The sequence below is a fragment of the Planctomyces sp. SH-PL62 genome (genome assembly GCF_001610895.1).
Lineage (GTDB): Bacteria > Planctomycetota > Planctomycetia > Isosphaerales > Isosphaeraceae > Paludisphaera.
This window is the reverse complement of sequence record NZ_CP011273.1, coordinates 2006345-2031806: the sequence shown is the minus strand read 5'-3', so window position 1 is coordinate 2031806 and position 25462 is coordinate 2006345. Positions and strand designations below refer to the sequence as shown.

General features: G+C 68.8%; 13 protein-coding genes and 1 pseudogene. 7 read left to right on the top strand and 7 right to left on the bottom strand.

The window, feature by feature from the left end; all coding sequences use genetic code 11:
• Positions 1-109 precede the first annotated feature (109 nt).
• Positions 110-1261: a hypothetical protein gene (locus VT85_RS07740; RefSeq protein WP_068421622.1), complete on the bottom strand. Its 1152-nt coding sequence runs from the start codon at positions 1259-1261 to the stop codon at positions 110-112.
• A 298-nt stretch (positions 1262-1559) separates the two neighbouring features.
• Here VT85_RS07740 and VT85_RS07735 point away from each other — a divergent pair, with 298 nt between their 5' ends.
• Together VT85_RS07735 and VT85_RS07730 are read left to right on the top strand one after the other, a co-directional pair.
• Positions 1560-4604 (top strand): PSD1 and planctomycete cytochrome C domain-containing protein, encoded by a 3045-nt coding sequence (locus tag VT85_RS07735; RefSeq protein WP_068412903.1) that lies wholly within the window; start codon positions 1560-1562, stop codon positions 4602-4604.
• A 23-nt stretch (positions 4605-4627) separates the two neighbouring features.
• Entirely contained in the window at positions 4628-6055 is a 1428-nt protein-coding gene (locus VT85_RS07730; protein WP_068412898.1) for a DUF1501 domain-containing protein, read from the top strand.
• 69 nt (positions 6056-6124) lie between these two features.
• On the opposite strand, the gene VT85_RS07725 is transcribed toward VT85_RS07730, so the two are convergent.
• The 5 genes and pseudogenes from VT85_RS07725 to VT85_RS07700 all read right to left on the bottom strand — a co-directional run bounded on the left by VT85_RS07725 (position 6125) and on the right by VT85_RS07700 (position 12424).
• Positions 6125-7339, bottom strand: a complete 1215-nt coding sequence (locus tag VT85_RS07725) for a sialidase family protein (protein ID WP_068412893.1) — start codon at positions 7337-7339, stop codon at positions 6125-6127.
• Positions 7340-7464: 125 nt separating this feature from the next.
• Positions 7465-10323, bottom strand: coding sequence for a hypothetical protein (locus VT85_RS07720; RefSeq protein WP_068412890.1), 2859 nt, complete (start codon positions 10321-10323; stop codon positions 7465-7467).
• A gap of 110 nt (positions 10324-10433) precedes the next feature.
• Positions 10434-11451: pseudogene (locus VT85_RS07715) on the bottom strand (DUF1559 domain-containing protein).
• A complete protein-coding gene (locus tag VT85_RS07705; RefSeq protein WP_068412882.1) occupies positions 11448-11924 on the bottom strand; it encodes a hypothetical protein in 477 nt (158 codons plus the stop codon). Before VT85_RS07705 ends, VT85_RS07715 begins: the two are co-directional and overlap by 4 nt.
• Before the next feature lie 80 nt (positions 11925-12004).
• Positions 12005-12424, bottom strand: a complete 420-nt coding sequence (locus tag VT85_RS07700) for a hypothetical protein (RefSeq protein ID WP_068412879.1) — start codon at positions 12422-12424, stop codon at positions 12005-12007.
• Between the two features lie 193 nt (positions 12425-12617).
• On the opposite strand from VT85_RS07700, the gene VT85_RS07695 reads away from it, so the two are divergent.
• The 3 genes from VT85_RS07695 (at position 12618) to VT85_RS07685 (ending at position 15273) form a co-directional block, all read left to right on the top strand.
• Positions 12618-13052 (top strand): winged helix-turn-helix domain-containing protein, encoded by a 435-nt coding sequence (locus VT85_RS07695; RefSeq protein WP_082858432.1) that lies wholly within the window; start codon positions 12618-12620, stop codon positions 13050-13052.
• A 21-nt stretch (positions 13053-13073) separates the two neighbouring features.
• Positions 13074-13649: a transposase gene (locus VT85_RS07690; protein ID WP_082858431.1), complete on the top strand. Its 576-nt coding sequence runs from the start codon at positions 13074-13076 to the stop codon at positions 13647-13649.
• Positions 13650-13938: 289 nt separating this feature from the next.
• Entirely contained in the window at positions 13939-15273 is a 1335-nt protein-coding gene (locus VT85_RS07685) for a replication-associated recombination protein A (RefSeq protein ID WP_082858430.1), read from the top strand.
• Positions 15274-15480: 207 nt separating this feature from the next.
• On the opposite strand, the gene VT85_RS07680 is transcribed toward VT85_RS07685, so the two are convergent.
• Positions 15481-16524 carry a DUF1559 domain-containing protein gene (locus tag VT85_RS07680; protein WP_068421616.1) on the bottom strand — a complete coding sequence of 348 codons (1044 nt, stop codon included), beginning with the start codon at positions 16522-16524 and terminating at the stop codon, positions 15481-15483.
• Between the two features lie 323 nt (positions 16525-16847).
• Between VT85_RS07680 and VT85_RS07675 the strand changes: the two genes are divergently transcribed.
• Both VT85_RS07675 and VT85_RS07670 read left to right on the top strand, forming a co-directional pair.
• The gene (locus VT85_RS07675; protein WP_068412871.1) at positions 16848-18602 is read left to right on the top strand and encodes a hypothetical protein; all 1755 of its coding nucleotides are present in this window, start codon (positions 16848-16850) and stop codon (positions 18600-18602) included.
• Positions 18603-18842: 240 nt separating this feature from the next.
• Positions 18843-25427, top strand: a complete 6585-nt coding sequence (locus tag VT85_RS07670) for a hypothetical protein (protein WP_068412863.1) — start codon at positions 18843-18845, stop codon at positions 25425-25427.
• Positions 25428-25462: the final 35 nt, after the last annotated feature.

Here is a 25462-nt window from a genome sequence, read left to right as displayed (position 1 = left end):
GGGAGCCGTTCGGGCTCCCGGAGACTCGGCGATTTCTTCGACGCCGGCGCCGGGGGGCCGGGCCTCGGCCGCGAGCACCCAGCCCCTCTCGGGGCGGCCCCCTTTCGGATCAGGCCCGATAGATCGCGGCGAGGCCCGATCGGGTCGGCATCCGATCGGATGGGACGACGAGGACCTGGCCGCCGTATTTCAGGACCAACTCGCCGAGGTCGTCGAGCAGGTCGTCGACGGTCGGGTCCGCCAGATCGTGGAACTCGATGGCCCCCGTCGCGGGATCGACCCGGCCGGGGACCTTGCGATCCGCCTCGATGAGCAACGTCGCGACCCGTCCGGCCACCGCGGCTCGCATGACCTGCGCCAGATCGGCGCCGCCGAGGTCCCTCGATTGAGCCAGCCCGAAGAGGTCGACCAACCGGGCGAGGCGGGCGAGGTAATAGGGCTCGACGGCCTTCCATGCGCGATCGCGGAGTTCCTCGATCGAGAGCGCGTCGGAATTGATCTCGATCCCCTGGTCGATCAGGAGGGGGTTGCGGCTGATCCGCCGGAACAGCGCCTGGTTCTCCGGCAGGGCGACGAGCAGCAAGGGGAGGCCGGACGGTCGCGTCTCGTTCTCCAGGATCGCGCGGTCGACGGCCCGGAAGATCCGTTCCGCGTCCTGGTCCGCCACGTCGGCCGCCGAGGCGTGGCCGTGGCGCACCCCGGCCGGGCCGGGGCCCGCGCCGAAGGTCCAGACCTGGACGTGCGGCTCCTTCTTGTCCGTACTCACCGCCTCGGAGATCCCCCGCTCGGCGTCCGGCGAAAGTTGGACGGGGTCGAGGGCGTCGCGGTTCCCCTCGAAAAGCTGGACCCCCTGCCGACTCAGCCCCAGGACGTGGTAGCGGTCCGCCGACTGGAGGATGCGGAGCAGCGGCTTGATGTGGAAGCTCTCGGCTACGACTGCCAGCTCCCGGACCGGCCGCTGGAGCCGGTAGACCCGGAACAGGCCGGGCGCCCCCAGCGCGACGAGCCCCTCGTTGGTGCGATTCCAGAAGTCGGCGTCTTCGGCAAGCTTCCGGAACGGGTTCAGGAGCGCCTGGACGTCTTTCGCCGCGGGCTCCCGCTTGAGCGAATCCTCCAGCGACCTGAGGAGATTCCGGAACCGGATCGGGTCCTGCTGGTTGTCTGGATGGCTTCGGTGGGTCGGCTGATAGAGCGAGAGGCAGGGCGCTTCCTGGGTGTCGAGGAAGACCCCAGCGGTGTAGTCGTTGTCGAGTGAATCCATGACGATCAATCCCCTCTGCAACTGCGCTTCAGTTCGATCACATGGTCAAGCTCCACGATTCGCGACCGATCCCGGCGATGCACAAGCCCGGCACCGACGATATTCGATCCATTTTCTCGATTGTAGCAAAAATCGACCCGTTCGGTCGATTTCGGGACGCGGACCGCCCGAGGTGGGGGACTCGGGCGATGGCGGCGGGTTCCGGCCCGATGCGCCGGAAAGGGCGTGTCGGCGGCGGGGTCGGGGCGTATGATGGGGCCGAGGCGGGGACCAGCCGGGACTTACGGAGCTGGGTGTCATGCGACGACCAGGACGCCGCGACGCCGTTCGATGCGGGGCGCTGGCCCTCGCGGTTTTCCAGGCCGCCGCGGCGGTCTGGGCCGGCGACGATTCGGGCCGCGACTTCTTCGAGGCCCGGGTCCGTCCGGTCCTGATCGAGAATTGCTACCCCTGCCACTCGGCCCAGGCGGCGAAGTCGAAGGGGGGCCTGCGGCTCGACGACCGCGAGGCGACCCGCGCCGGGGGGGACTCGGGACCGGCCGTGACGCCCGGGCGCCCCGACGAGAGCCTCTTGATCCAGGCTGTCGAGCACGCCGACGACGGCGAGGTCGCGCCGATGCCCCCCAAGGGGAAACTCCCCGACGAGGCGATCGCCGACCTTCGACGCTGGATCGAGCAAGGGGCCGTCGACCCGAGGGATGCGTCCGAGGCGTCTCGCGAGGAATCCTCGGCCGATCGCTGGGCGCTCCGGCCGATCGAGCGGCCGGCCGTGCCCACCCTCGACGACGAGGCCCGGCGGGGGAGCCTCGGGCCGGTCGACGCCTTCATCCGGGACCGCCTCCGCCGCGAAGGGCTCGGCCCCTCCCCCGAGGCCGATCGCCGGACCTTGATCCGAAGGCTGAGCTTCGACCTGATCGGACTCCCGCCGACGCCGGAAGAAGTCCGGGCGTTCGTCGCCGACCCGGCGTCCGACGCTTACGAGCGGCTGGTCGACCGCCTGCTAGCCAGCCCGCACTACGGCGAACGATGGGCCCGGCGCTGGATGGACCTGGCCCACTTTGCGGAGACCCACGGCCATGATCAGGACCGCATCCGGCCCAACGCCTGGCCTTATCGCGACTACCTCGTCGAGTCGTTCAACCGCGACAAGCCGTACGCCCGGTTCGTCCGGGAGCAGGTGGCGGCCGACGCCCTGTATCCCGACGAGCCGGGGCTGGTCGCGGCCCTGGGGTTCCTCGCGGCCGGCCCCTGGGACGAAAGCTCGCTGCGGGACATCCGCGAGGACAGCCAGGACCGGCAGGTCGGCTACTATCTCGACCGCGACGACATGGTGGCCACGGTCATGTCGACGTTCGTCAGCAGCACGGTCCATTGCGCCCGGTGCCACGATCACAAGTTCGACCCGATCAGCCAGGCCGAATACTACGGGCTCCAGGCCGTGTTCGCCGGCGTCGGCCGGGCCGACCGCGCGTACGACACCGATCCCGCCGTCGCCCGCCTGCGTCGCGAGTCGACGGCCCGGCGCAAGGCCCTTGCCGAGCGTGACCCGGAACTCCTCGACACCCTTCAGGGAGACGCGATCCAGGCCGAAGTCGAGGCTTGGGGGGCGCGGTGGTCGGGGCCGAGGATCCCCTGGACGCCGCTCGACCCCTCGGCCATGAAGACCGAGGCGGGGACGATCCTTGAGGCGCAGGCCGACCGATCGATCCTCGCCGGGGGACCGACGCCCGCCGAGGAGACGTACACGATCACGGCGACGACCGAGGTGGTCGGGATCACTGCATTTCGGTTGGAGTTGCTGCCCGACGACCGGCTGCCGTCCGGCGGCCCCGGCCGCAACGCCAACGGCAACCTCCACCTAACCGAGATCGCCGTCTTCGAGGCGTCGTCCGACGCGCCCGACGGCTGGCGGCCTGCGCCGATCGCGACGGCGACGTCGGACTTCGACCAGGCCGGTTGGGGGATCGCCGCCGCGATCGACGGCGACCCGAAGACCGCCTGGGGGATTCATCCCGAGGTCGGCAAGCCGCACGAGGGAGTTTTCGAGTTCCGCGACGAGGTCGGCCGCGCAGGGGGCGAGACGACGCTTCGGTTCGTCCTCCGGCAGACCTTCCCGGCCGGGCATCCGATCGGCCGCTTCCGGCTTTCCGTCGTCGCCGCCCCCCGCCCTGTCCGGGTGGGCTCGCTCCCCGGCTCGCTCGCCGCCTCGCTGGCGACGCCCCCGGATCGCCGGACGCCCGAGCAGCGGCGGGAGCTTGGAGAGGCGTACCTGGCCGAGACCCTGGACCGTCAGATCGCCGCGCTTCCCCCGGCCCGCCTGGTCTACGCCGCGGCGGGCGACTTCGTCCCCGACGGCAGCCACAAGCCGGTCCCCTCCCCCCGCCCGGTCTTCGTCCTGAAGCGAGGCGACATCCGCCAGCCTGGCGAGCCGGCCGTCCCCGGGGCGCTCGGGTGCGTGGCGGGGCTCGAAGCGCGGTTCGACCGGCCGGGCGAGGCCGACCGCCGCGCCGAGCTGGCCCGCTGGCTGTCCGATCCCGGCAACCCGTTGACCTGGCGGTCGATCGTCAATCGGGCCTGGCAGGCGCACTTCGGCCGGGGGCTGGTCGACACCCCCAGCGACTTCGGCCGCATGGGCGCCGCGCCGAGCCACCCCGAGCTGCTCGACTGGCTGGCCTGGACGTTCCGCGAGGACGGCGGCTCGCTCAAGCGGCTCGATCGCCTGATCGTCACCTCGGCGACGTATCGGCAGGCGTCCGGGTCCGACCCGGCCCATTCGGCCGTCGACGCCGACAATCGGCTGCTCTGGCGCATGAACCGATCCCGGCTCGACGCCGAGGCGGTTCGCGACGCGGTCCTGGCCGTCTCGGGAAAGCTCGACCGGACGATGGGGGGGCCGTCGATCCGTCATTTCGAGCTGGGAGCGGCCGTCCACGTCACCCCCACGGTCGACTACACGGCGTATGATTGGGACGCCCCCGGCTCGGGGAGGCGGGGCGTCTATCGCTTCCTGTTCCGCACGCTTCCCGACCCGTTCATGGACGTGTTCGACGCCGCCGACGCCTCGCAGTTGACTCCCACGCGCAACGCCTCGGTCACGCCGCTCCAGGCGCTGGCGATGCTCAACGACCCGTTCGTGATCCGCCAGTCCGAGCATTTCGCCCATCGGCTGGAGAGTCTCGCGGACGACCCCGAGAGCCGCGTCCGCGCCGCGTTCACGCTGGCGTTGGGCCGCGAGCCCGACCCGGACGAGGTCCGCGAGTGGGCCGAGTACGCCTCCCACCGGGGGACGGCGAACTTCTGTCGGATGCTCCTGAACACCAGCGAGTTCCTGTTCGTCGATTGACCGCGAATCACAAGGGGCCGGGCATGGATCGACGGAACTCGCGACGGGAATGGCTCTGGGGGCTGGGCGGCGGGTTCGGCGGCCTGGCGCTGGCGGACCTGCTGGGCCGGGCCGAGGCGGCGTCGGGGCCGGATCGCCCCCGTCCCGAGTTCGAAGGGGGGCTGCATCACCGGGCGAAGGCCCGCCGGGTCTTGCAGATCTTCCTCAACGGCGGCGTGAGCCAGATGGACACGTTCGACCGCAAGCCGGAGCTGGATCGGCTCCACGACCGGCCGTTCGACCCCGGCGAGCACGTCGAAGGGGTCACCAGCACGCCGGGCAAGTTGATGAAGTCGCCGTTCGCCTTCCGCCAGTACGGCGAATCGGGCCGATGGGTCAGCGAGGTCTTCCCCCACCTGGCGACGCGGGTCGACGACCTGGCGTTCGTAATGGCGTTGACCTCACGGACCAACGTCCACGGGCCGGCCAGCTATCTCATGAACACGGGCTTCCTCACCCCCGGCTTCCCCTGCCTCGGGGCGTGGGTCTCCTACGGGCTGGGAGCGCTCGGCGACGACCTGCCGACGTTCGTCGTCCTCCCCGACCCCAGGGGGCTCCCCTACAACGCCAAGGGGAACTTCTCGGCGGGGTTCCTGCCGATGGCCCATCAGGGGACGACCATCAACGCGGCCTCGCCCGAGCCGATCCCCGACCTGTTCCCCCCCGGCTCCGCCCGCTGGCCCTCCGCCGAGGCCGAGCGCGACGGGCTCCAGCGCCTCGCCGCGATGAACCGTCGGTACGCCGACCGGAACGCGGAAGACTCGCGGCTCGAATCCCGGATCGCGTCTTACGAGCTGGCCGCTCGGATGCAGCTCAGCGCCCCCGAGGCCCTCGAACTGGCGGGCGAGTCGGACGCCACGCGACGACTTTACGGCCTCGACGAGCCGGCGACCGCCGACTTCGGCCGTCGCTGCCTGCTGGCCCGTCGGCTGCTGGAACGCGGGGTCCGCTTCGTCCAGGTCTGGAGCGGCGCGGGGGGCCCCAAGGACAACTGGGACAACCACACCGACATCCCCAACGAACTCCCGGCGATCGCCCGGTCGGTCGACCGTCCCACCGCCGGGCTCCTGGTCGACCTCAAGGCGAGGGGGCTGCTGGACGACACCCTGGTCGTCTGGTCCACCGAGTTCGGCCGGATGCCCTTCACGCAGGGGGCGACCGGCCGCGACCACAACGGTGGTACGTCGGTCGCCTGGCTGGCCGGCGCCGGGGTCAAGGCGGGCGCGGCCCACGGCGAGAGCGACCCCTGGTCGTGGCGGGCCGCCTCCGGGGCGAGCACCGGCTACGACCTTCACGCCACCATCCTCCACCTGCTCGGCATCGACCACGAACGGCTGACCGTCCGCCACGACGGCATCGACCGCCGCCTGACCGACGTCCACGGCCATGTGATCCGCGAGGTCCTGGCCTGAGCCATCGCCCGGTTCGTCGCCGTCCCGGTCGGTCGGCCTGGGCGACCGACCGGGACCGTGAATCGCGGGTCAATCCCCCTGGCGAACCCAGGCTTCGGGGAAGGTCGCGTGCATGATCGTGCTCTTCTTCGCCGTGCCGGCGCCGAGGCCCAGCGAGTGGGTGTAGCTCAGGTGGATGGCGCCGTCGCGGGCCTGCGTCATCGAGGGGTAGTGGAACGAGGAGCCGGGCTCGTCCAGCTCGACGTGGCGGGTGATCGGCCAGGTCGCCCCTTCATCGTCGGACAGGGAGACGGCCAGCGAGTGTCGGCCTCGCGGGAGGTCGTTGTAGACCATCGCCCAGGCCCCGCTCTCCAGGCGGATCGCCTCGATCCCCGCGCCCGGGTTCGGCAAGGGGGTGTCGACCACGTCGGTCCACGACTTCCCCTCGTCGGGCGAGGTCGCCATGCGGATCTTGTTGTGGGGGCCGTTGTCGCGGAAGTAGGCGACGAGGCCGCCGTCGTTCTTGCGGACGATGGTGGGTTGGATCGCACCGAAGCCGACCGTCAGGTCGCTGGCGGTCCAGGTCTTCCCCTGGTCGTCGCTGATCCCCATCAGTGAGAGTGAGAAGGTGTCGCAGTAGAGCGGCAGGATCCAGCGTCCCGAGGGGAGGACGATCCCCCGGACCCGGGGCATCCAGCCAAGTCGCTGATAGAGCAAATCGGTCGACCGGGCGGTGAAGGGCTCCAGCTCCTTGGCGTACTTCGTCCGTTCCTCGTCGGTCAGCTGGGCGACCGACGCGGCGATCGCCTTCTCGAACTGTCCGCTCTCGGGCGTGATGTGCAGGACGTTCGAAGACTCCCAGCGGATCGGCCCCGGAGGGCCCTGCGAGGGGTCGGCGACGGAGTATTTGAGCAGCGCGCTTTCCCAGCGGTGGTCGAGGATGGTGGGCCAGAACATCCAGACCCGGCCGTCCGGGGCCGTGAGCAGCGCCGGGTTGCAGTCGGGATAGCCGGGGGTGTCGGCGGTCTGGAATCGGGGGCTCCAGGAGTCGGCGCCCTTGGCCATCCAGGCCGCCTGGATCACGACGTCGTCCGCCTTGCGTTCGCCGGTCCCCGAATACCAGACGGCCAGCAGGTCGCCCCGGGGCGTCTCGGAGATGCAGGAGGCGTGGTTGTGCTTGGCCTCGGCCTCGAAGATCGGCCGCTTGACCAGTTCCGGCGGCGCGGCCGCGGCCGTCATCGTCGTCGCGCCGATCGCCCCCGCGAGCCAGAGCCAGCCGACAGCCTTCGTCGTCGTTCGCGTCATCGTCGTGTCGTCCTCGTTCGTGTGGCCGAGAGAGAGGCGGAGTGGCAACGGCCCACGAGTCTAGCGCGTCCGGAAGGGGCGGGCAAGACGCCGGAGCGGCGCGCGTCCGCCCCATCCGACAGCCCTCAGCGACCCCCGCCCTTGGTCGCGCCGGGGGCGGGCCGGGTCTCGGCGCGGGGGAGTTCCGAGTTCTTGTCGCGGGTCGGCTGGCTGTTGAGTTCGGCCGCGCGGACGACCAGGGACGGGCCGGGTCGACGGCCGGAGGGGGCGTCGAGCGCGTTGCGGGCGGCCGCCACCCTCAACTCGCGGGGGTCGCGCGAGTGGGGCTCGCCCACGACCACGCCGAGCAGCGGGCGGTCGCCCGACTTGCCGGCGGCGCGCGCGGCGGCCGTCTTCCGCAGGAAGGGGTCGGTCCAGCGGATCACGTTGTCCTCGACGGTCGCCGACATGTACACGCGACCTGAGCTGAATCGGATGTGCTTGGGGTCGTGGGCTACGCTCACCCGCAGGCCCTCCCGCACGTCCTCGAACGTGTTCCCCCGGACGACCACCCCCATCGCCGGGCACCGCGACCACCCCCAGTGGATCGGCGACTCCGAGGCGCAGGCCGTCGCGGTCAGCCCTTCGGCGCCGCCGAGGAAATGGTTGTTCTCGACGACCGTGCCGAACTGGTTCCCCGGCAGGATCAGGCCGTACGAGGTCGAACTCCCCCGGATATCGACGGTGTTGCCCGCGTAGCGTAGCCCGCTCATGCCGTCGACGATCGAGACGGCCGTCGTCTCCTTGGGGATGGGGGCGTCCAGCAGGATCGTGGTCTGGTCGATCGGCTGCGAGAGCCTGCGGAACGTCCCCGCGGCCGGGCCGGTCAAGATCGCCGCGACCTGGCCCGCGCGGATCGGCTCTCCCTGGCGCTCGCCGATGCGGATCAAAAGGCCGTCGGGGGAGACCGCCCGCACCGCCCCTTCGTAGCCGATCCGGTAGCACTCGGTGAGCATGATCTCCGGGGCGTTGACGCGGGGGACTCCGTCGTCGTCCATCTCGCCGACCCCTTCCACGACGTTGTCCTCGACGGTCGCGTTCCAGGCCATGTGCGTCAGCGCCAGGAACCGCCAGACTTTGCCCAGGGGCTCCGCCTTGACCCGGTTCCCCCGGACGACGACGTCGTTGACGAAGTGCCCCGCGATGGACGAGTTCGACCGGGTCTTCGCCGGGACGCCCCGGAACGTGTTGTCGACGAACGACCAGGGGCCGTTGAAGAACTCGATCGGCCCGCCCAGGAGCCGATTCCCCTCGACGCGGCCCCCGTTGGCGTTGGTGAACCGCATCACCCGCACGGCGTCGGTCCAGCGGCTCGGGTCGTCCGACGCCGGCCCTTCGATGTCAAGCCTGGCGATCACGATCCCCGTCTTCCGCTCCCAGGGGTTCGAGTCGCGGTCGTCGCTGGTGCCGATGATCGCCGGGCCGTAGCCGACCTGCTGGTCCCAGCGGATCGCGCCTTCGAAGCGGATCGCAAAGCCTTCGAGGGTCGTCCTCCCCTTGTGGATTTTGATGGCCGCCGTCCAGGGCGGCTCGCCGGCAGGATGCGAGAAGACCAGGGTCGCGCCGGGGGCCGCCGTCAGGACGACCGGCTTGTTGAGGGTCAGGGGTCGGGTCAGCCGATAAGTCCCCGGGGCGAGGCTCACCGTCCCCCCCTGATCGACGAGCTTCTGGAGGTCGTCGCCGGGCTTCGCCGCACGTCGGGAGGCGTCGGGCGCGGGGAGTCGTTTGTCCGGGTCGCACCGTCCGCCGGGGAAGCGCGCGAACGTCGAGCGGCCGTCGCGAGCGATCATCCGGAGGGTGAACGTGGCGTCGGACTCGTCGCGATACGGGGGGAAGTAGAGGTCGAACGACCCGGAGGTCGCGCCCGGCCGCACGGCGAGCGCCTCGGCGCCCCCCCACTCGGTGGAGGACTTCAACTGGTCGTTCCCCGGGGCCTGGAAGACCCACGAGCCCCGCGAGGAGTCGGTGAGCACGGCGCCGGCGAGGTCGCGGGGGGCGTCGAGGCCCGAGATCGCGACGTGGACGTCGCCCGGCCCGACGACGTCGGCGCCGTCCTGACCCAGCCATTTCGCCCTGGCTTCCGCCATGCGGACCGACGCCGCCGGGAGGTCGGGCATGCGGCGTTTGGGGTCGATCCGGCGAGAAGCGACGGTCGCGCGGTCGCCGGTGTCGTTGGCGTAGAGGAATCGGATCGCGATCGACTTCCCGCCCAGGTCGCGGGTCGGCTGGAAGAACAGGTCGCCTTCGCCGGGCTTGGCGGGGTCCATTCGGAACTCGCAGGCGGGGAGCATCTCGGGGTTGATGTGGCTCTCCCACTTCGCGCCTTCGGGGCCGTCGATGCGGATGGCCTTGATCGGGACCGCCTTGGAGACGCCGGTCAGCCGGATGTGGACGTCCTGGAGTCCGTCGGGACCGACCGACGCGCCGGGGCCGACGGCGTCGCGGCCGTCCTGGCCCGCCCAGGTCGCCTTCATCTCCGCGCCGGGCATGCGCAGGCCGGGGTCCACCTTGCGGCCCTGGATCGTGAGCTTGTGCTCGCGGCCGTCGTCGTAACGGATGGTCATCTCATGCTTGCGAGGGGCCGTGAAGGTCGACGGCTCGATATACAGGTCGGCGCGTGGCGAGCCCTTCTCGCGCACGAGGGCGGCCTTCCACGAGAAGGAATCGGCGTTGTACTGCCACTGGCTGGGGTCGCCGCCGACCGCCAGGAGGTCGACGAACGTGACCTCGCGGCGGGGGTCGAGCCCGGCGATGGCGATGTGGACGTCCTGCACGTCGCTCGGTTCGACCCGGTTGTGCGGCCCGACGAAGTCCTTGCCGTCCTGCCCGATCCAGCGGACCACCGGCGTCCCCCGCCCCGCTCCGCCTTGCCCGAACGCCTCGCCGACGATCAGCGATCCGAGGCCCAGGACGATCCCCATTCCCGCCGCGCGCAGTCCGTCCATGCGTCGACCTCCCTGCATCCCGAACGTCCGTCCACCCTCGCAACGACCTTCTCGGGAGCTTACCAGGCCCGCCGACGCGCGGGAACCCTCGTCGAAGGTCGGGCGCGACTTCAATCGACGTCGGCGACATCGCCGCCGTTGCGAGTCCCCAGCGCTCGCCAGACCGGCAAGGCGACCGCATCCTTCACGAAGGTGACGCGGCCGTCGACCATCAAGGTGTTGACGCCTCCCCCGTGGAGGCCGCCGGCCGTCCATGCGCTTTTCTGGACCAGACCGCCGTTGCTGCAACTCCGTCGATTCGGCCCGTTGCCGTGATTGTACAGCGTGGCCTTCAGGTCGCCGTGCATCCAGGTCAAACCCTTGCCGGCGTCGGAGAACGGGATCACCTGAACCTCGGGCGAATCGCACTCGCTCATGAAGCGGCCGAAGTCCGCGGGCTCTTGATGGATGCTCGTCAGATAGGTCGATCGATTCGTCTCGCCCGCCAGCCTCGTCGGGGCGCCGATCAGCCACTCGCTGAACGCGGCGGTCTGGCTCAGGCCGTCGCGGATCGCGGCCGGGCCGATGCCGGGGCTCGGGGTCGAAGTGGCGAGGCTCGCGGTCGGGTGGACGAACAGCCCATTATCCAACGCGCCCGCGAGGTCATAGCCGACCCCACGATTCCCCGCGGAGTTCATGGCGCCCTGATCGGGGCGAGCCGGGTCGGCGGGACAGAGGTAGACGGACAGCCTCATGTGCCACGCCGTGGCGATCGCCGGCGACGAGTCGCCCCCCAGGCGGAGGTCCGGTCCCGTGAGCGTCACGAAATTGATGGAATCGTAGAGGGCCTTCTGCTCCAGATGGGGGAGGAGGACGACGTGGGGAGAGTACCCGGGGCCGTTATTAGGTGCGCGAGTAGACGCCGTGGTCGGCGACGTACGCGTTCAAGGCGATCCCGATCTGGCGGAGATTGTTCAGGCACTTGGTCCTTCGCGCGGCCCCCCGCGCGAGCTGGACCGCCGGTATGAGGATCGCCGCCAGAAGGGCGATGATCGAGACGACGACCAGAACCTCGATCAAAGTCAGACCGCGCCGCGACTCGGATCGACGAACGCCACCCTCCGGGCGCCGGCTCGTCACGCGCTTCATCGCTCCACCTCGATGTTCACCCCCGCCTCGGCCGCGATGCGACGGGGCGTTCCATCGACCGGCTTCGGGACGGATGCGGCGGATCGCGAGCGGGCCACGACCTCGACGCGATACTTCCCGTGTGCTGCGGGGCCCCGCTCGAACACGGCACTATGGAGCGGGCCGGACTCCGCCGAGTCGTCGGGGTTTTGACTCGCCGGCGTCTCCATGAGAATCGTATCGCCTTGCTTGATGCGCGCCATGACGATTTGGCGGGGGGGGCTCCCCTCCAGGCGGAAGGCCACCTCAATCCGCGACTTGGGGGCGTATCGGCGACCCTCGGTCGGCTCGATGAAGTGGATCGTCGGCGCTCCCCGATCCGGCTCATCGTCGACCCGGCCCCCCGAACATCCGACGACCAGGAACGCCGCGATCAGGAGAGCGAGAGGCGGCTTGAGGGATTCCCCGCTGGTGCGGCTGACGAAACGTTTCATGTCGTAGTCCCTCCTGGATCCGGCCAGAGTCGGCCGAGCAAGGGCCGCCGTGAGCAGCCTTGCTCGGCCCGTCGAATCGTTCACGATCCCGTGTTCGTCGCTTTGACGGTGAGCGAGACGGAATCGGTGGCGACGACGCTGGAGCCGTTGGCAATGAGCCCGGCTTGAATGTGGAATGCCCGGGTGCCGCTCGGCGTACCGAGCGGGGCGACCGCGGTCCCTAGCCAATCACCCGTACTTGAACTGAAGGACGAGGCGAAGTAGTCGTTGGGGACCACCGAGCCGTCGTGCGAACAAACCCTGATGCGGACGGTGGAAGGGGTGGAGTCGAACCAACTGGTCCAATTTGACTCGCCACCCACCGCGATGGTGGCCAGGCTGGCGTACAGCTCGTCATTTTGAGGTGTGTTGATCTGGATCGAATAGGCGGCGATTGCGACCGATGGCGCCCCGCTCCAAAAGGCCGCGAGCAAGATGCAGAACAGAGGACGTTTTCGCATCGTCGACTCCTTGATCAGCTTGCGCGTGTCGTCTTGGTTCCGTCGAAAGATCCCTCGTGCGTCTCATGAACTTCTTTTGAGTCGTCCATATCGAGATGTTTGGATCGGGCCGCCTCCAGCGCGGCGAATTCAAAACTTACTGACTCCAGCGTAGTCAAAGGAACACTCGGACGGCTTCCGTCGTAGTGAGGGCATGAGACCCGTTGGAACCGCGCAGGAACTGGAACGTCGCCGTCGCCATGCCGTGGAACTGATGCGGCGGGGGGAGTCGCCCACCGTCGTCGCCCGCATCCTGGGCGTCGGCCGCACCTCGCTGTATCGCTGGCTGGCCTTGGCCGGAAAGTCCCCCGAGGCCCTGGCCGCCAGGCCTCATCCGGGCCCTCGGGCGCGGCTGAGCGACGAGCAGGTCGGGGAGCTGGAGCGCCTGCTGCTGGAAGGCGCCCGGTCGCACGGCTGGCCCAACGACCTGTGGAGCGCCGCCCGGGTCGCCGAGCTCGTCCGTCGTCGCTTCGGCGTCGAGTACCACGTCGAGCACGTCCGCAAGATCCTCAGGCGGCGGCTGCGTTGGAGCAGCCAGCGGCCGCAGAAGAAGGCCCGGCAACGCGATCAGGAGCGGATCGACCACTGAAGGGCCGAGGAGCTTCCTCGGATCCTCGAGGAGGCTCGCGAGCGGGAGGCCCACCTCGTCTTCCTGGACGAATCGGGCTTCCAGCTCACGCCGGTGGTCCGTCGCACGTACGCCCCGAGGGGCCGGACGCCGATCGTCGAGGCGTGGCATCGCAAGGGTCGGATCTCGGCGATCAGCGCCGTGACCGTCAGCCCGAAGCGACGCAGGCCCAACCTCTACTTCCGCCTCCTGCCCGACGACGCCGACGCCCGGGGCGAGGACTCCGTCGCCTTCCTGAAGGGCCTGCGGGCCCATCTGGGCGGGCCGATGACGGTCCTCTGGGACCGGAGCCGGATCCACGGCCGATCGGGTTTGGTGAAGGCCTACCTGGCGAGGCATCCGGAGATCGTCGCCGAGGACTTCCCCGGCTACGCCCCGGAGGCCAACCCGGACGAGGGGGTGTGGGGGTGGGCCAAGTACCATCGGCTGCCGAACTACGCCCCGGAGGATACGGCCGAGCTGCGATTCCGGCTCTGCAGAGAGCTGTCGGCCCTGCGTCGACACCCGGACCTCCTGGCCTCGTTCATCCGCCACGCCGAGATCCCGCTCCGCTTGTGACCGGTGTAACTTTGGCCGGGCTGGAGTCAGTAAGAAGGGGTAATCCTAATGTCAAGGATATTGATGACCGTTCAGAATAATTGATATCGCCTGGGTCCGGCGGCCAAACTTGCTGAAGATGGCGTTTCCGAAGTTGGCGAGGGACGAGGATCCAGTTCGGACCGATCGCGACCGAGGCGCGTTGGTTCGTCCGATGTGGGGAACGGCGGGACCTCGCCGCGACGGCATGGTAAAATAATGGACGGTTGGACAGAGACGACGGGCGGACGCGGGGGAAGGGCGGGATCTGATGCGACGCGAATCGACGGGCTCCCTGTTCGGGGGGGCGGATGAACCGGAGTGGCGGGACGAGGCGGACTCGTCGGCGGGGGCCGACGCCCCACTGGCCGAGCGGATGCGGCCGCGGTCGCTGGAGGAGTACGTCGGGCAGGAGCACCTCGTCGGCGAGGGCCGTCTGATCCGTCGGCTCGTCGAGGGGGGCGGGCCGCTGCCGTCCCTGATCTTCTGGGGAGGCCCCGGCGCGGGGAAGACGACGCTGGCGAGGCTGGTCGCGGGGCCGAGCGGGGCGCGGTTCGTGCAACTTTCGGCCGTGCTCTCCGGCGTGAAGGAGCTGCGCGAGGCCGTCGCCGAGGCCCGCGCCCGACGTTCGCGAGGGGTCCGCACGGTCCTCTTCATCGACGAGATCCATCGCTACAACAAGTCGCAGCAGGACGCCCTCTTGCAGGCCGTCGAGGACGGGACCGTGATCCTGATCGGCGCGACGACCGAAAACCCGTCGTTCGAGGTCAATTCGGCGTTGCTTTCGCGGTCTCGGGTCGTGACGCTGAACCCGCTCACTCCCGAGGACGTGGCCGCGATCCTCCGCCGCGCGCTGACCGACCCCGAACGCGGGCTGGGCTCGCTGAGGCCCACGCTGGACGACGCTGAGCTGGAGCGGCTGGCGAAGGCTTCGGGGGGGGACGCGCGGGTCGCGCTGACGGCCCTGGAGACGGCGGTGCTGGCCACGCCGACGGCCGCCGACGGCACGCGCCCCGTCGAGGCCGAGACCCTGGCGGAAGCCCTCGGCCGCGCCCGGTACGCCTACGACAAGGGGGGCGAGGATCATTACAACCTGGCGTCAGCCCTGATCAAGAGCCTGCGCAACTCGGACGCGGACGCCGCACTCTACTGGCTCGCCAGGCTGATCGAAGGGGGGGCCGATCCGGTCTTCATCGCCCGCCGCCTCTGCATCCTGGCGTCGGAGGACGTGGGCCTGGCCGATCCCCAGGCGATCGTGCAGGCCTCGGCCGCGGCGCAGATCGTCCAGATGATCGGGCTGCCGGAAGGCCTGTATCCGCTCTCCCAGGCGACGATCTATCTGGCCCACGCGCCCAAATCGAACGCGATCAAGCGGGCCTACTTCGCCGCGGCGGCCGACGCCGCCGCCACGGCTCGCGAGCCGGTCCCGCTCCACCTCCGCAACGCCGTCACGTCGCTGATGAAGGCCTCGGGCTACGGCCAGGGATATCGCTACGTCCACGACGATCCGAACGCCAGGGGGGAGATGGCCTGCCTCCCCGAATCGCTCGCGGGCCGGGTCTACATCGAGCCCGGTGAAGCCCGAAACGCCCGCGACCGTTCCTAAAGCCGCCCGAGTGCCAGGGGCGAATCGGCCGCCCTCGGCGTGGGGGGCGGAGGACCCGACAGGCGGCCGCTCACCGCAGACGATCGGTCGGGTCGTTCGTCCCTTCCATCCGCTCGGTTCGGCCTGACGCTCCCCGAGCCGAGCAGAAGACTCCTCGGCTCGGGAATCGCCTGATGGATCGTGGGGGATGTCCGTCGAGGTGCGGCGTCAGAACGAGTCGGAGCCGACGACCTCGCCCCCCGCGACGGTGCCGAGCGCCCGCCACGTCGGCCCGGCGATCCCGTCTTTGATGAACCGGACGCTGCCGTCGCCGAACAAGGCGTTGACGCCGCCGGCGTGATGGCTCCGCGCGGTGATGGCGGCGAACGTCGGCCCCCCCTTCTTCTCCCTCTGACCGGTGATGTCGAGGTCGACCGGCTCGCCCGAAGGGGAGGATCCGACGGTCTTCTTGTTCGGCGTCCAGGCCGTCGTGAACCCCGTGTGGTGGGCCTGCCCATCGGACCACTCCGAATGGCCGGTCTTGAACTCGCAGCCGCCGCCCCCGTACTCCGGGACGACGTCGAGGGGGGCCTGTTCGGGGCCCGGGATCGCGGACGGATTCTTCACGAGCGAGAGGCCGCCGCAGTCCCGGTAGAGCGGCTGCTTGGCCTTGCCTTCGGCGGCGACGAGGGTGTTGCTCGCGCCGTCGACGAAGTCGCTCCACCGCCGACTGCGATTCGGGCCGAAGGCGCTGCGGTTCTCCGGTCCCTGGAAGCCGCCCCACACGAACCAGTCCCCCATGCAGAAGCCGTAATTCGTGACGTTGGAGATTCCCACGTTCGCGGTGGCCGGCCGGGCGTCGGGCTCGCTGGGACAGAGGAAGGCGGCGATGCTCAAGGCGGCCACCGTGATATTCTGCGGGCTCTCACCCGAATGATCGAAGTTGATGGCGTTGAAGGTCGCCCCGTTCTCCATCAGCGGCAGGATGCGCCCGTGGACGCTCCAGCCGATCCAGGTGGTCACGACGTTCCCCTTGCCGCTCAGGACCCCTGCGGGGGGGAGCGCCGCGGCGATGCTCTCGTAATTGTGGAGCCCCAGCCCCAGTTGCTTCAGGTTGTTCGTGCACTGGATGCGGCGGGCGGCCTCCCGGGCGGCCTGGACGGCGGGGAGCAGCAGGGCGATCAGCACCGCGATGATCGCGATGACGACCAGCAACTCGATCAGCGTGAAACCCGGACGAGCCGGACGGTTCTTTGTGGAATGAAGGTCGATCAGCGGAACATCCTCGGCTTGATGGTTGCGACTGGAGCACACCGAAGAAGGTCAGGATAACTCGTCACTCCCAGGATTTCATGAATCGGCCGGGAAGGTCGCGAGAAGCTCGGTGGCCGCCTGCCTCCGGTCCTTCGACTCGTCCCTTTGAATGAAGCCCCGGCTCAAGACTCGGACTGGGAACCGATTCAAACCATCGCGCACGAATTTGACCAGGGGGGATTTCGGGGATAGGTTCTACTTCGAGTCCACGTCGCCTCCTCGGCGGGTTGAGACTCCCACCCTGACGAGCCCCTCCGATCGACCCTCGGGAGCCCGCGCCCATGAATCCCCGCCTCCCCTGCCTGGTCGTCGGTCTCGCCCTCGCGGCCTCGTCGGCGACGAGCGGGCAGGCTGTGTCGAACCTCAGGCACAGCCGGATCGGGGATTCCTCCTGGGTCCGGCTCGACTGGACGGCCCAGGACGCCGGCGAGGAAGGTTACGAGATATGGCGACAGGTTCGGAAGCCGAATCAGGCCGTCCGCAAGGAACTCGTCGGCCGTACTTCCAGCAGCCGGCCGGACTCCCGCGTCTTTGTCGACCAGAGCGCGAAGGAGAAAGGGGTCAGCTATTTCTACACCGTCCGCGGCCTGCACGCCTCGGAGGAATCGGAGCCCCGCAAGGTCGAGTTGACTAGCATCCCGAGCAGCCGGCTGATCCGCTTCGAGGACTTTGACGCGGGAAGGCTGATGGAGCCCTTCGAGCCGCGCGAGATCCGGCTCGAAGCGGGAGCGACATCCGCGTGGGCCGTCCGCGACGGGAGGTTGGATTGGCTGCACGTCCCCAAGCTCTCCGACTCCTCCCGAATCTTCCTCGACGCAGACGGCTCGGCGACCCAGGTCACGGCCCGCATCGCCCTCCTCGAGTCCTCCGACGTCGCCGACCGCAAAGACGCGAAGGTAGGGATCGGGATCGCCTCGGCCGACGGCCTGCGCGTGTACTCGATCGTGGTCCGTGAGCGGCAGTCGGGCGAGTTCAAGGTCTCCCTCTTCGACGAGGATTTCACTGCGGGGGACGCCCCCGATCAACGCGCCTCCGTGGAGGTTCAGGAGGATCCTTCCGCCGTCGATCTGGTCGCCGCGTCCCCCCCCGTGCGATGGATCTGGCTCAAGCTCGCGATCACCGGCGATGGGAAGCTTCTGGGCAAATTCTGGATGGACTCGGAATCGGAAGACCCGTCCAACTGGCAGCTCGTCGATGAGGCGATCAACCTGACCGGATGGTCCCGGGGACGGGCCGTCCTGATCGGCGGCGGTCGCGGGATGCGGGCCGGCTTCGGCGAGGTGTACGTCGAGCAACACGGGACGCCCGTGCCGGCCGCCGAAACGCAGCCGGCGGCCCCCGCATCGCCATCGGCCCCCGCGCGGACCGAGCTCGCCTCGACGGACGACGAGAAGTGCAAGGTCCCCCTGGGGACGGCCTTTCAAGACCTCCCGACTGTGATCCGCCTGGTGCGCCGGGGGTCCTTAAGGCCTGACGAATCGACCGATTCGGATCACGAGGAGTTCCCCTATCTCGAACAGTGCGACACCTCGGCCCGGCCCTTCGATTTCGCCAAGCCCGCCCGGTTCGCGGTGCCGCGTTTCGACGCCTCAGGGTGCGAATTCGAGGATGAAGGCGCGGTGATCTATGAGGGGATGCGGTTCGTCGTCGCCCCCAGCGGGGCATATGAGCTGCGTTTCGTCGTCTCGACGCCCGCGATGCCCGTGACGCTCCGTCTTCAGTTGCACGTCCCCTGCTGGGATGGGACCGAGCACACCGTCACCATCCCCGCCATCGACCTCCCCCCCCACGCCAACGCACGGGGCCAGTTCGAACCCGCCGTCTGGAAGGTCCGTCACATCGGCGTCTCCCAGGTGCTCGTCAGGCCTGAACCGCGGCTGGGGGAATCGCTGGGGATCTGGGCGATGCGCACCCTCGTGAATCGATCCCGATCGTCCTTCTCGCAGCATTTCCCTCAGGAAGTCTACGACGGGCCGTTTGCGATCCGCCGCACCGGCACCGCCCGGTTCGGCTCCTACCCCCTCGTGGCCTACTGATCCGCCTCGGCCGTTTTCACGGCTCGCCTTGTGCTTTCCCTGGATCCCGCAAAATCGTCGATTTCGTTGAGGCCGGCAAAAACGTTTGAGCCCGATGGAGTAAGAGAACGCTTCGGTCGATAAACGGGATATTCGTGCGCTTGCGCCGTGCGATGTCCAGGCCCCTCTCGATCCCGGAGCGACCCGATGACAAGGATGTCTCGGCCTGATTCTGTAATAAAGCCGATCCTCTTTGTTTTCATGGCGTGTTGCCTGGTCGCCGGCTACTGGAAGTCGACGGGCGTTGTGGATTCGCGGAAGGCGACCGAGCCCATCCTGACGCAGTCGCCCGACCCGAAGCGCGACGAGGCCGTGACGCCGGCCGGCGGCATCGCTCCGGCGTTCCTGTCGGCCGCCGTGGTCGGAGAGCAGGGCTCGCCCGCGACCGAGGTTGAGGCGCGGACGTTCAAGGTCACCGGTCTACCGCCGAACGCGGACTCGGGTCTAGACGTCACGGTGACGCTGAAGACCGACGAGGGGCGTGCAATCGACCCGGCGGAGTACGAGTTCGAGCGCACCACTCCCCCGAGGCTGCCGGTCGCGATGGGAACGGCCTCGGGCGATTCCTTCACTGCGACCCTGCCTTCGAGCGGGAAGTACACGGTTCGTCGGCTCGGTCAAGCGACCCCCGATCAGCTTGTGATCCAGGTCGCGCCGATTCGGACCGTGCGGAAACCACGCATCGCAGGTTTCCAGGAGAAGATCCAGGGACCTGCGCTCTATCAGACGAGGTTGCCCATTCCGGGGGGCGGGGAGTTCCGCAACAATCCGGCCGCGATCCTCTCCGTCATCGTGACGGGACATGGAGGACGGCAACTTGTCGTGCTCGACGACGCCGACGACGTGCTGGGAAGTCTGCCCGCCGAGGATCCAGCCACCGCCCCTGCCGAAGTCGTGATTCCCCTGGATGCGAACGCCGGTGGAAGGCGACGGATCCGGGTCGTCGACGCCTGGGACTTGACCTCGGGCGACGGGACCGGCGTCCGCGTCCTGCTGCAGGATCCGCGTGGGGTCACCGCTCGGCCGACCGTTCGACGGGCCTCCCAAAACCTGTTCATCGAGCCGGTCGGGCCGATCTCCGGTTCCGACCCGATCGAGTCGGTCGATGGCTACCTGCGGCTCGCCGGTGCCACGGGCTCGGCCGAGACGCTGAAATTCGCCGTCTTCAACCCGACCGGAGACCAGGACGTCTTCATCAGGCGGGCCGACGACGCCAGGGCGAGGACGTGGCGGCGGTCCAGCAAGGGCGATTGGGACGTGGATCTCGACTTCGACGCGGGTGCTCCCCAGCCGGATCAGGTGACGTCCCACCTCTTCGCGATCGACGAGAGGCCCGACGGGCAGGCGTTCTCGCTGGCCGTGCCGGTGGAACGGACGGCGCTGGGCGACCCGGACCGAGTCCCGCCCACGCTGTCGAGCGTCGAGCCCGAGCCCACGTCCTCGGCAGGCTCCGACGGCGGGACTGCGGACCCCAGACACATCTTCACCGCGTCGAAGCGCGTCAAGATCGCGGGGGCGGGCGTGCCCGAGGCGGCCGTTCAGGCCGGGGCGGTCGTGGCGGTCTTCCACCAGGACTCCCAGGTGCCGATTGGCGTGACGGCCCCCGAGGACGACGGAACGTGGACCCTGACGACCGGCGACCTACCCGAGGGGGATTTCCTCCTCCGCGCTGAGATCATCCAGGGGGCCACGCGAAGCGACTTCCAGCGCACGCCGCGGACCGATGCCACCAAGCCCTACCAGCTCTCGATCCGCCGAAGCGGGCCGGTCATCCAGGAGTACGTCCCCTACGACTTCGGCGTCGTGGCCGGCGAGCAGACGCTCACGATCCGATTCCGGGGGAACAAACTACTCAAGTCGGCCGTCGAGGAGCCCACGAATTACAGCATCAGCCTCGCCGGGGCCGGAGGGAAGTACGCGCCGGTCGACCCCAGCAAGTACACCGTGAGTTATGAAGAACCGACGAACTCGATCCTGATCAAAATCTCGGATCTTATCGCGGGCAATTACCGCGTCGAGTTGACCGCCAGCGTGGCCGCGCTGCGAGACGTCTACGGCAATCCGATCCAGGGAGTCCAGGGCGATTCGGAACGGGGCCTGATCCGGATGTTCGAGCGTACGGCCGGAGGCGGCGCGGGGGGGACGTCTCGCGATCGGCTCGCCGCGCTGGAGCTGGCGCCGATCCCGCCGGCTCGCCAGGCGCCCTTCGTGGCTTACCCCGAATTCGTCTCGCCCCGGGACCCGACCAACGGGTTCAATCCGTCCGACAAGGTGGAGACCCGCGTCGTCCGGCTCTACTACAACCGCGATGCGCATCGAGTGGCGCAGATCGTCAACCGGCACGTCGAGTCGTACAACCGGGTGGCCGTCGATACCCGTCGCCGGCTGGCCACGGAGACCCGCCGCGAGGCCGACCGCCTGACGGACACCCGACGCATCCAGGAGATGACCGCCATCAAGGCCGCCGAGGAGGCCCGCGCCGCCGAGCGCGAGCTGGAGCAGGCCCAGCAAGCCCTGGGGACGATCCAGGCCCGGGGCGCGCAGGCCGTCGGCCGCATCCCCAGGCTTCGCGCGGATCTCACCGCCGCCCAGAACGAACTGACTGCGGCGAAGGCCGCCGATCCGGTCGGCACGGCCGAGCGGACCCTCCAGGCGCAGGCCCAGGTCGACGGCCTGAACATCGCCCTAGAGAAAGCGACCCGCGACGAGACAGAATCGGTCGACGGTCTGAGCGGGGCCCAGGACCGAGTCACCGCCGCTCGCAACCTCGTCCAGTCCCGTCGCGAGGCCGAGGCCGCCGCCCGGATCGAGTCCGCCCGCGAAGGGTTCGACGAGGACCGCGCCCGCGAGCAGCAGTTCCGCCTGGAGGTCGCCGCCGCCCACGAGGACCCGGACACCTTCGCCCCCGGCAACCCGAGGTCGATCGACCCCGTCGAACAGGTGTCGGTCGCCGTCGTCGGCGAGGCCCTCATCCAGCTTCGCGGGCCGATGAAGGGGGTCAACATCGTCCGCAAGATGATCAACGAGCTGGACGGCCCGGCCGGCCAGGTCCGCATCGCCATCCACACCGTCCAGATCAACGGCGAGCACGGCGACCGCATGGAGAAGGTGGCCTCGCGGATCAAGGATTACATCGACCACTCCCGCTTCCTGACGATGCAGTCCGGCCAGTACCTCCGCAACGCCGTGGTCAAGGTCGCCGCGCGTCGCGCGGTCGAGGCCGCCGCCGAGTGCCCCGAGGGGGCGAGCCAGGAGACCCGCGACCAGAAGTACATCGCCGCCTTCTTCGGCGAGGACTTCCTCCGCGAGCTGATCGAAATCGACAGCGAGTTCCTCAAATCCGGCAACAAGGTCCTCTCGCTGCACTCGATGGATTCCACCAGCCTCGCCTCGGCCCTGTTCCTGATGGCCCTCGCCAAGAACGAGACCCGCGTCGAGATTCTCGACGAGTTCCGCGCCAGCCTCGCCGCCGAACTCCCCGCCGCCGAGATGAACTACTACGAGGCCGGCGGCGACCGCGACCCCAAGAAGAAGCACGCCCATCCCCACAAGAAGAACGACGACTTCGTCTTCCTCGCGAACAACGCACGGTTCCAGTCGCTGATCGGCTACTTCGACCACCAGCTCGACGGCAACGACACTCTCAATCCCATCCAGCGCGAGTTCATCCGCCTCGCCCAGATCTTCAAGAGCCGCCTCGTCACCGAGATGCAGTTCAACCAGCGCGTCAAGGAACGCGCCATCATCGAGGAACGCTTGGGCAACCGCCTGGAAGAACTCCAGAAACAGAAGGACCGCCAGGAAGCCGCCGAGAAGGCCCTCGCCACCCAGCTCGAAGCCCTGAACCAGCAGCGGACCCGGATCCTCGCCGCGTTCGCCCCGCTCAGCGCCCAGATCGCGGGGATTCAAAATCGTATCGGCGAGAGCCAGGAGCTTTATGCGCAACTGGAGAACATCCGAATCCTGGCGAATGTCGACGACGCGCGTCGCATTAGGGCGGATGTGAATAACCAGGTCGCGCGTTACAGGGCGGCTTCGCCGGACGCAAGTTCCTCCAGGACCATACTTCGGGACCTTGAGAAGGCGCTCGAACAATATAAATCGGTGGTCAAGAAGTCCGAATCGAATATCAATATTCCCGAAATGAAGGATTTGATGAGCCAGGACGGCTTCTTGAATGCTCCTGATCAGAAGAACGATCAGCCATCCGAGGAGTTCACCGTCTCAGTTGGCAGGGCCAAGGTGAGGTTCCATTTCGTAGGAGATCTTCTGGAACTCGAGCCGGTCGGGGAGGTCGATGGCGATCAGGTCCTGGCCGAAGTCGGCGTGATGTTCGGCAAGTGGGTCGACCTTGCGGGGAATATGAACGACGCCCTGTTCAGTGAGTTCGCGCTCGATCCCTCGATGAATGCGAGGGTCAAGTCACAGGTCGAGACGTTGCGGAAATTAAGGGAGGTGCGGCCGGGCGAGAAGCTGAACTTTACACATTTCAGCCAATTGCATGCGCTCCTCTTCGCCTACAGGCCTGTGCTCGAACACATTCAGGCCGAGATGCAAGGCTTTATCGCCAAGTTCAATACGTTGAACGCGAATCTGGGCGACAGCGAGGTGGATCCGAAGGCGCTCCATCGTGAGGTGCAGCTCATCCGGGCGATCGTCGAGAACTGGGTGCAAGGCAGCCTCCGCGCCACGTCAGACGTCATCTTCAACGAGATCGAATTGAGCTTCCGGCCGCTGATGGAAGCCAACCTCCGCCGACAGTTCGCCGACAAGGCCCTCCGCGAGGCGCGCTCCGCCTTCGACCACAAGAAGCTGCTGGAGATGCACATCGACGACATGGAGGACAAGTACATCGAATTGCTGGAGGGGACGCGCTCGCACATCGCGGTGATGGACGGCTTCATCAAGGCGCTGGCGACGGCCCTGGACGACGACTTCAACACCCAGTATTACGACCCGGCCTTCCGCCGGATTCGCGAGGCCAGCCGGTTCTGGGACGTGCAGCTCGCGCAGATCGAGAAGACCAGCGTCCTGACCAACAACCGAGGCTTCGGAAAGGTCGACCCCACCGCGACGATGGAGTTCGACCTCCCCAAGCGCGACATCCTCATCACCGAGGCCATGAACGGCGCCAAGGCGCTGGTCGATGAGTACGGCGCGCTGCTGAACGACCCCACGTTCCTGTCGCTGACGAAGCTCCGCAGCGGCCAGCCGACCAGCTCTCTGGCCCAGGGGACGCTGGGGGGCGGCGCGAGCGCCGTGCGGAGCGTGCTGCCGGAACTGTCTCGCAACGACGACGAGGAGGTGCTCCGCCAGGCCGGCCCCGGACGCCGCGAGTTCGGGTCGGCCCTGGAGGCCCTCATCCCCGACCCGGCCGTCTACAAGTTCGAGACCGGAACCGGCTACGAGGTCCGCCCGGTCCTCCAGCCCGACGGCCAGGCCGTGACGTTCGATTTCAATTATATGTACACGACGAACGTCCGCGAGCCCGTCCGGGCCGACGAGAAGCACCTGGGTCGCGTCAAGCGCCACTTCATCCACACCCCCGTCCAGCTCACGAACTACGAGCTGCGCGAGGTGAGTACCTATCAGGTCGCGCTCAAGGCGTCGCGGACGAGTCGCGGGGTACCCCTCTTGGAGGATGTGCCGGGTCTCGGCGTACTCTTTCGGCCGCTACCGAACGCGGAATCGTCGCTCCAGGAGAACATCGTCATGGCCCACAGCGCCATCTTCCCGACGCTGTTCGACCTGATGGGCCTGCGCTGGGCGCCGGCCGTGGCCGATCTGGATACGCTCCGGCTCCGCAACGACGACTTCGTCGTCCGGGGCCGTCAGCGCGAGGTCTCCAACCGGGCGTTCGACAGCTCGTCGTCGCGCGTCGACGATTTCATCCGTACCCCGGCGGCCGAACGTCGGACCGATCTCTATCGCAGCCAGGAGACGATCCCGGACGTCCATCCCAACGGCTATCGCGGCCCCGGCCTGAACCTCAAGGACAGCCCGCTCCGCGAGGGATACGACCCCGAGGCCATGAACCCGCCGACCCCCTACGTCCCCAGCTCGTCGTCCAGCGACCTGGGCCTCCCCGCGGGCGACGTCGGCCTCCCCGTGGGCCCGGCGGAGGCTCTCATGCCGGAAGGGCGCCCTCTGGGAGGAGCCCCGATCATGCCGGAGCATGGGGGTCCCCCCCACGCAGGAGTCGCTCCTCCGAATCCACCCTTGCGAGGCTTCGATCGGCCCGACGCGGCAGAGCCCAGCCGGAGGAAACCGCCGCCGGGAGGAACCTCGCGGCTCCAGAACGAGGATTTGAAACCTGCACCGACGAGCGAGCGTTCGCCCTTTGAGAACGATGATCTGAAGTCCGCACCGCTCGACGAGCGTTCGCCGTTCACCCTCGATCCCTTGCCCGACGCGGCCCCGGCCCCGGCGCTCGTCCCGCCGGGCTCGGACGAGGGGGCCGCGCAGCGGACCCCGGCGGGGGGCGTCCCCACCAACTGGCGACGGCCGCCGGTCGCCCCGGCTCGCGCCGCATCAGACGCCCGGCCGAGCCCCGCCGCGACCCGAGCCGCGACGACACCCCCGGCTCGATCGCCGGCCTCGGCGCCTCGTCCGGCCTCGATCCCGCCGTCCGCCGCCCCGAGGACCTCCTCGATCCCCCGCCCCACGACGATCGTCGACCCGGCCGTGCGCCAGGCCTCGGCCGCGACGCTCGCCCCCGCGAATTCGGCGGGCGATGCATCCCCCGGCCCCCGCAAGAGCCTCCTCTCGCGGCTCCGGGGACGGTGAAGCGTCGAATGGGTATGTAGAAGAGTCAAACAGTG

Excerpts from the sequence above, each read along its gene's own strand:
- VT85_RS07725 (WP_068412893.1), bottom strand. The coding sequence starts at position 7,339 with ATGACGCGAACGACGACGAAGGCTGTCGGCTGGCTCTGGCTCGCGGGG.
- VT85_RS07740 (WP_068421622.1), bottom strand. The coding sequence starts at position 1,261 with ATGGATTCACTCGACAACGACTACACCGCTGGGGTCTTCCTCGACACC.
- VT85_RS07675 (WP_068412871.1), top strand. The coding sequence starts at position 16,848 with ATGAATCCCCGCCTCCCCTGCCTGGTCGTCGGTCTCGCCCTCGCGGCC.
- VT85_RS07685 (WP_082858430.1), top strand. The coding sequence starts at position 13,939 with ATGCGACGCGAATCGACGGGCTCCCTGTTCGGGGGGGCGGATGAACCG.
- VT85_RS07720 (WP_068412890.1), bottom strand. The coding sequence starts at position 10,323 with ATGGACGGACTGCGCGCGGCGGGAATGGGGATCGTCCTGGGCCTCGGA.
- VT85_RS07700 (WP_068412879.1), bottom strand. The coding sequence starts at position 12,424 with ATGCGAAAACGTCCTCTGTTCTGCATCTTGCTCGCGGCCTTTTGGAGC.
- VT85_RS07735 (WP_068412903.1), top strand. The coding sequence starts at position 1,560 with ATGCGACGACCAGGACGCCGCGACGCCGTTCGATGCGGGGCGCTGGCC.
- VT85_RS07670 (WP_068412863.1), top strand. The coding sequence starts at position 18,843 with ATGGCGTGTTGCCTGGTCGCCGGCTACTGGAAGTCGACGGGCGTTGTG.
- VT85_RS07730 (WP_068412898.1), top strand. The coding sequence starts at position 4,628 with ATGGATCGACGGAACTCGCGACGGGAATGGCTCTGGGGGCTGGGCGGC.
- VT85_RS07705 (WP_068412882.1), bottom strand. The coding sequence starts at position 11,924 with ATGAAACGTTTCGTCAGCCGCACCAGCGGGGAATCCCTCAAGCCGCCT.
- VT85_RS07695 (WP_082858432.1), top strand. The coding sequence starts at position 12,618 with ATGAGACCCGTTGGAACCGCGCAGGAACTGGAACGTCGCCGTCGCCAT.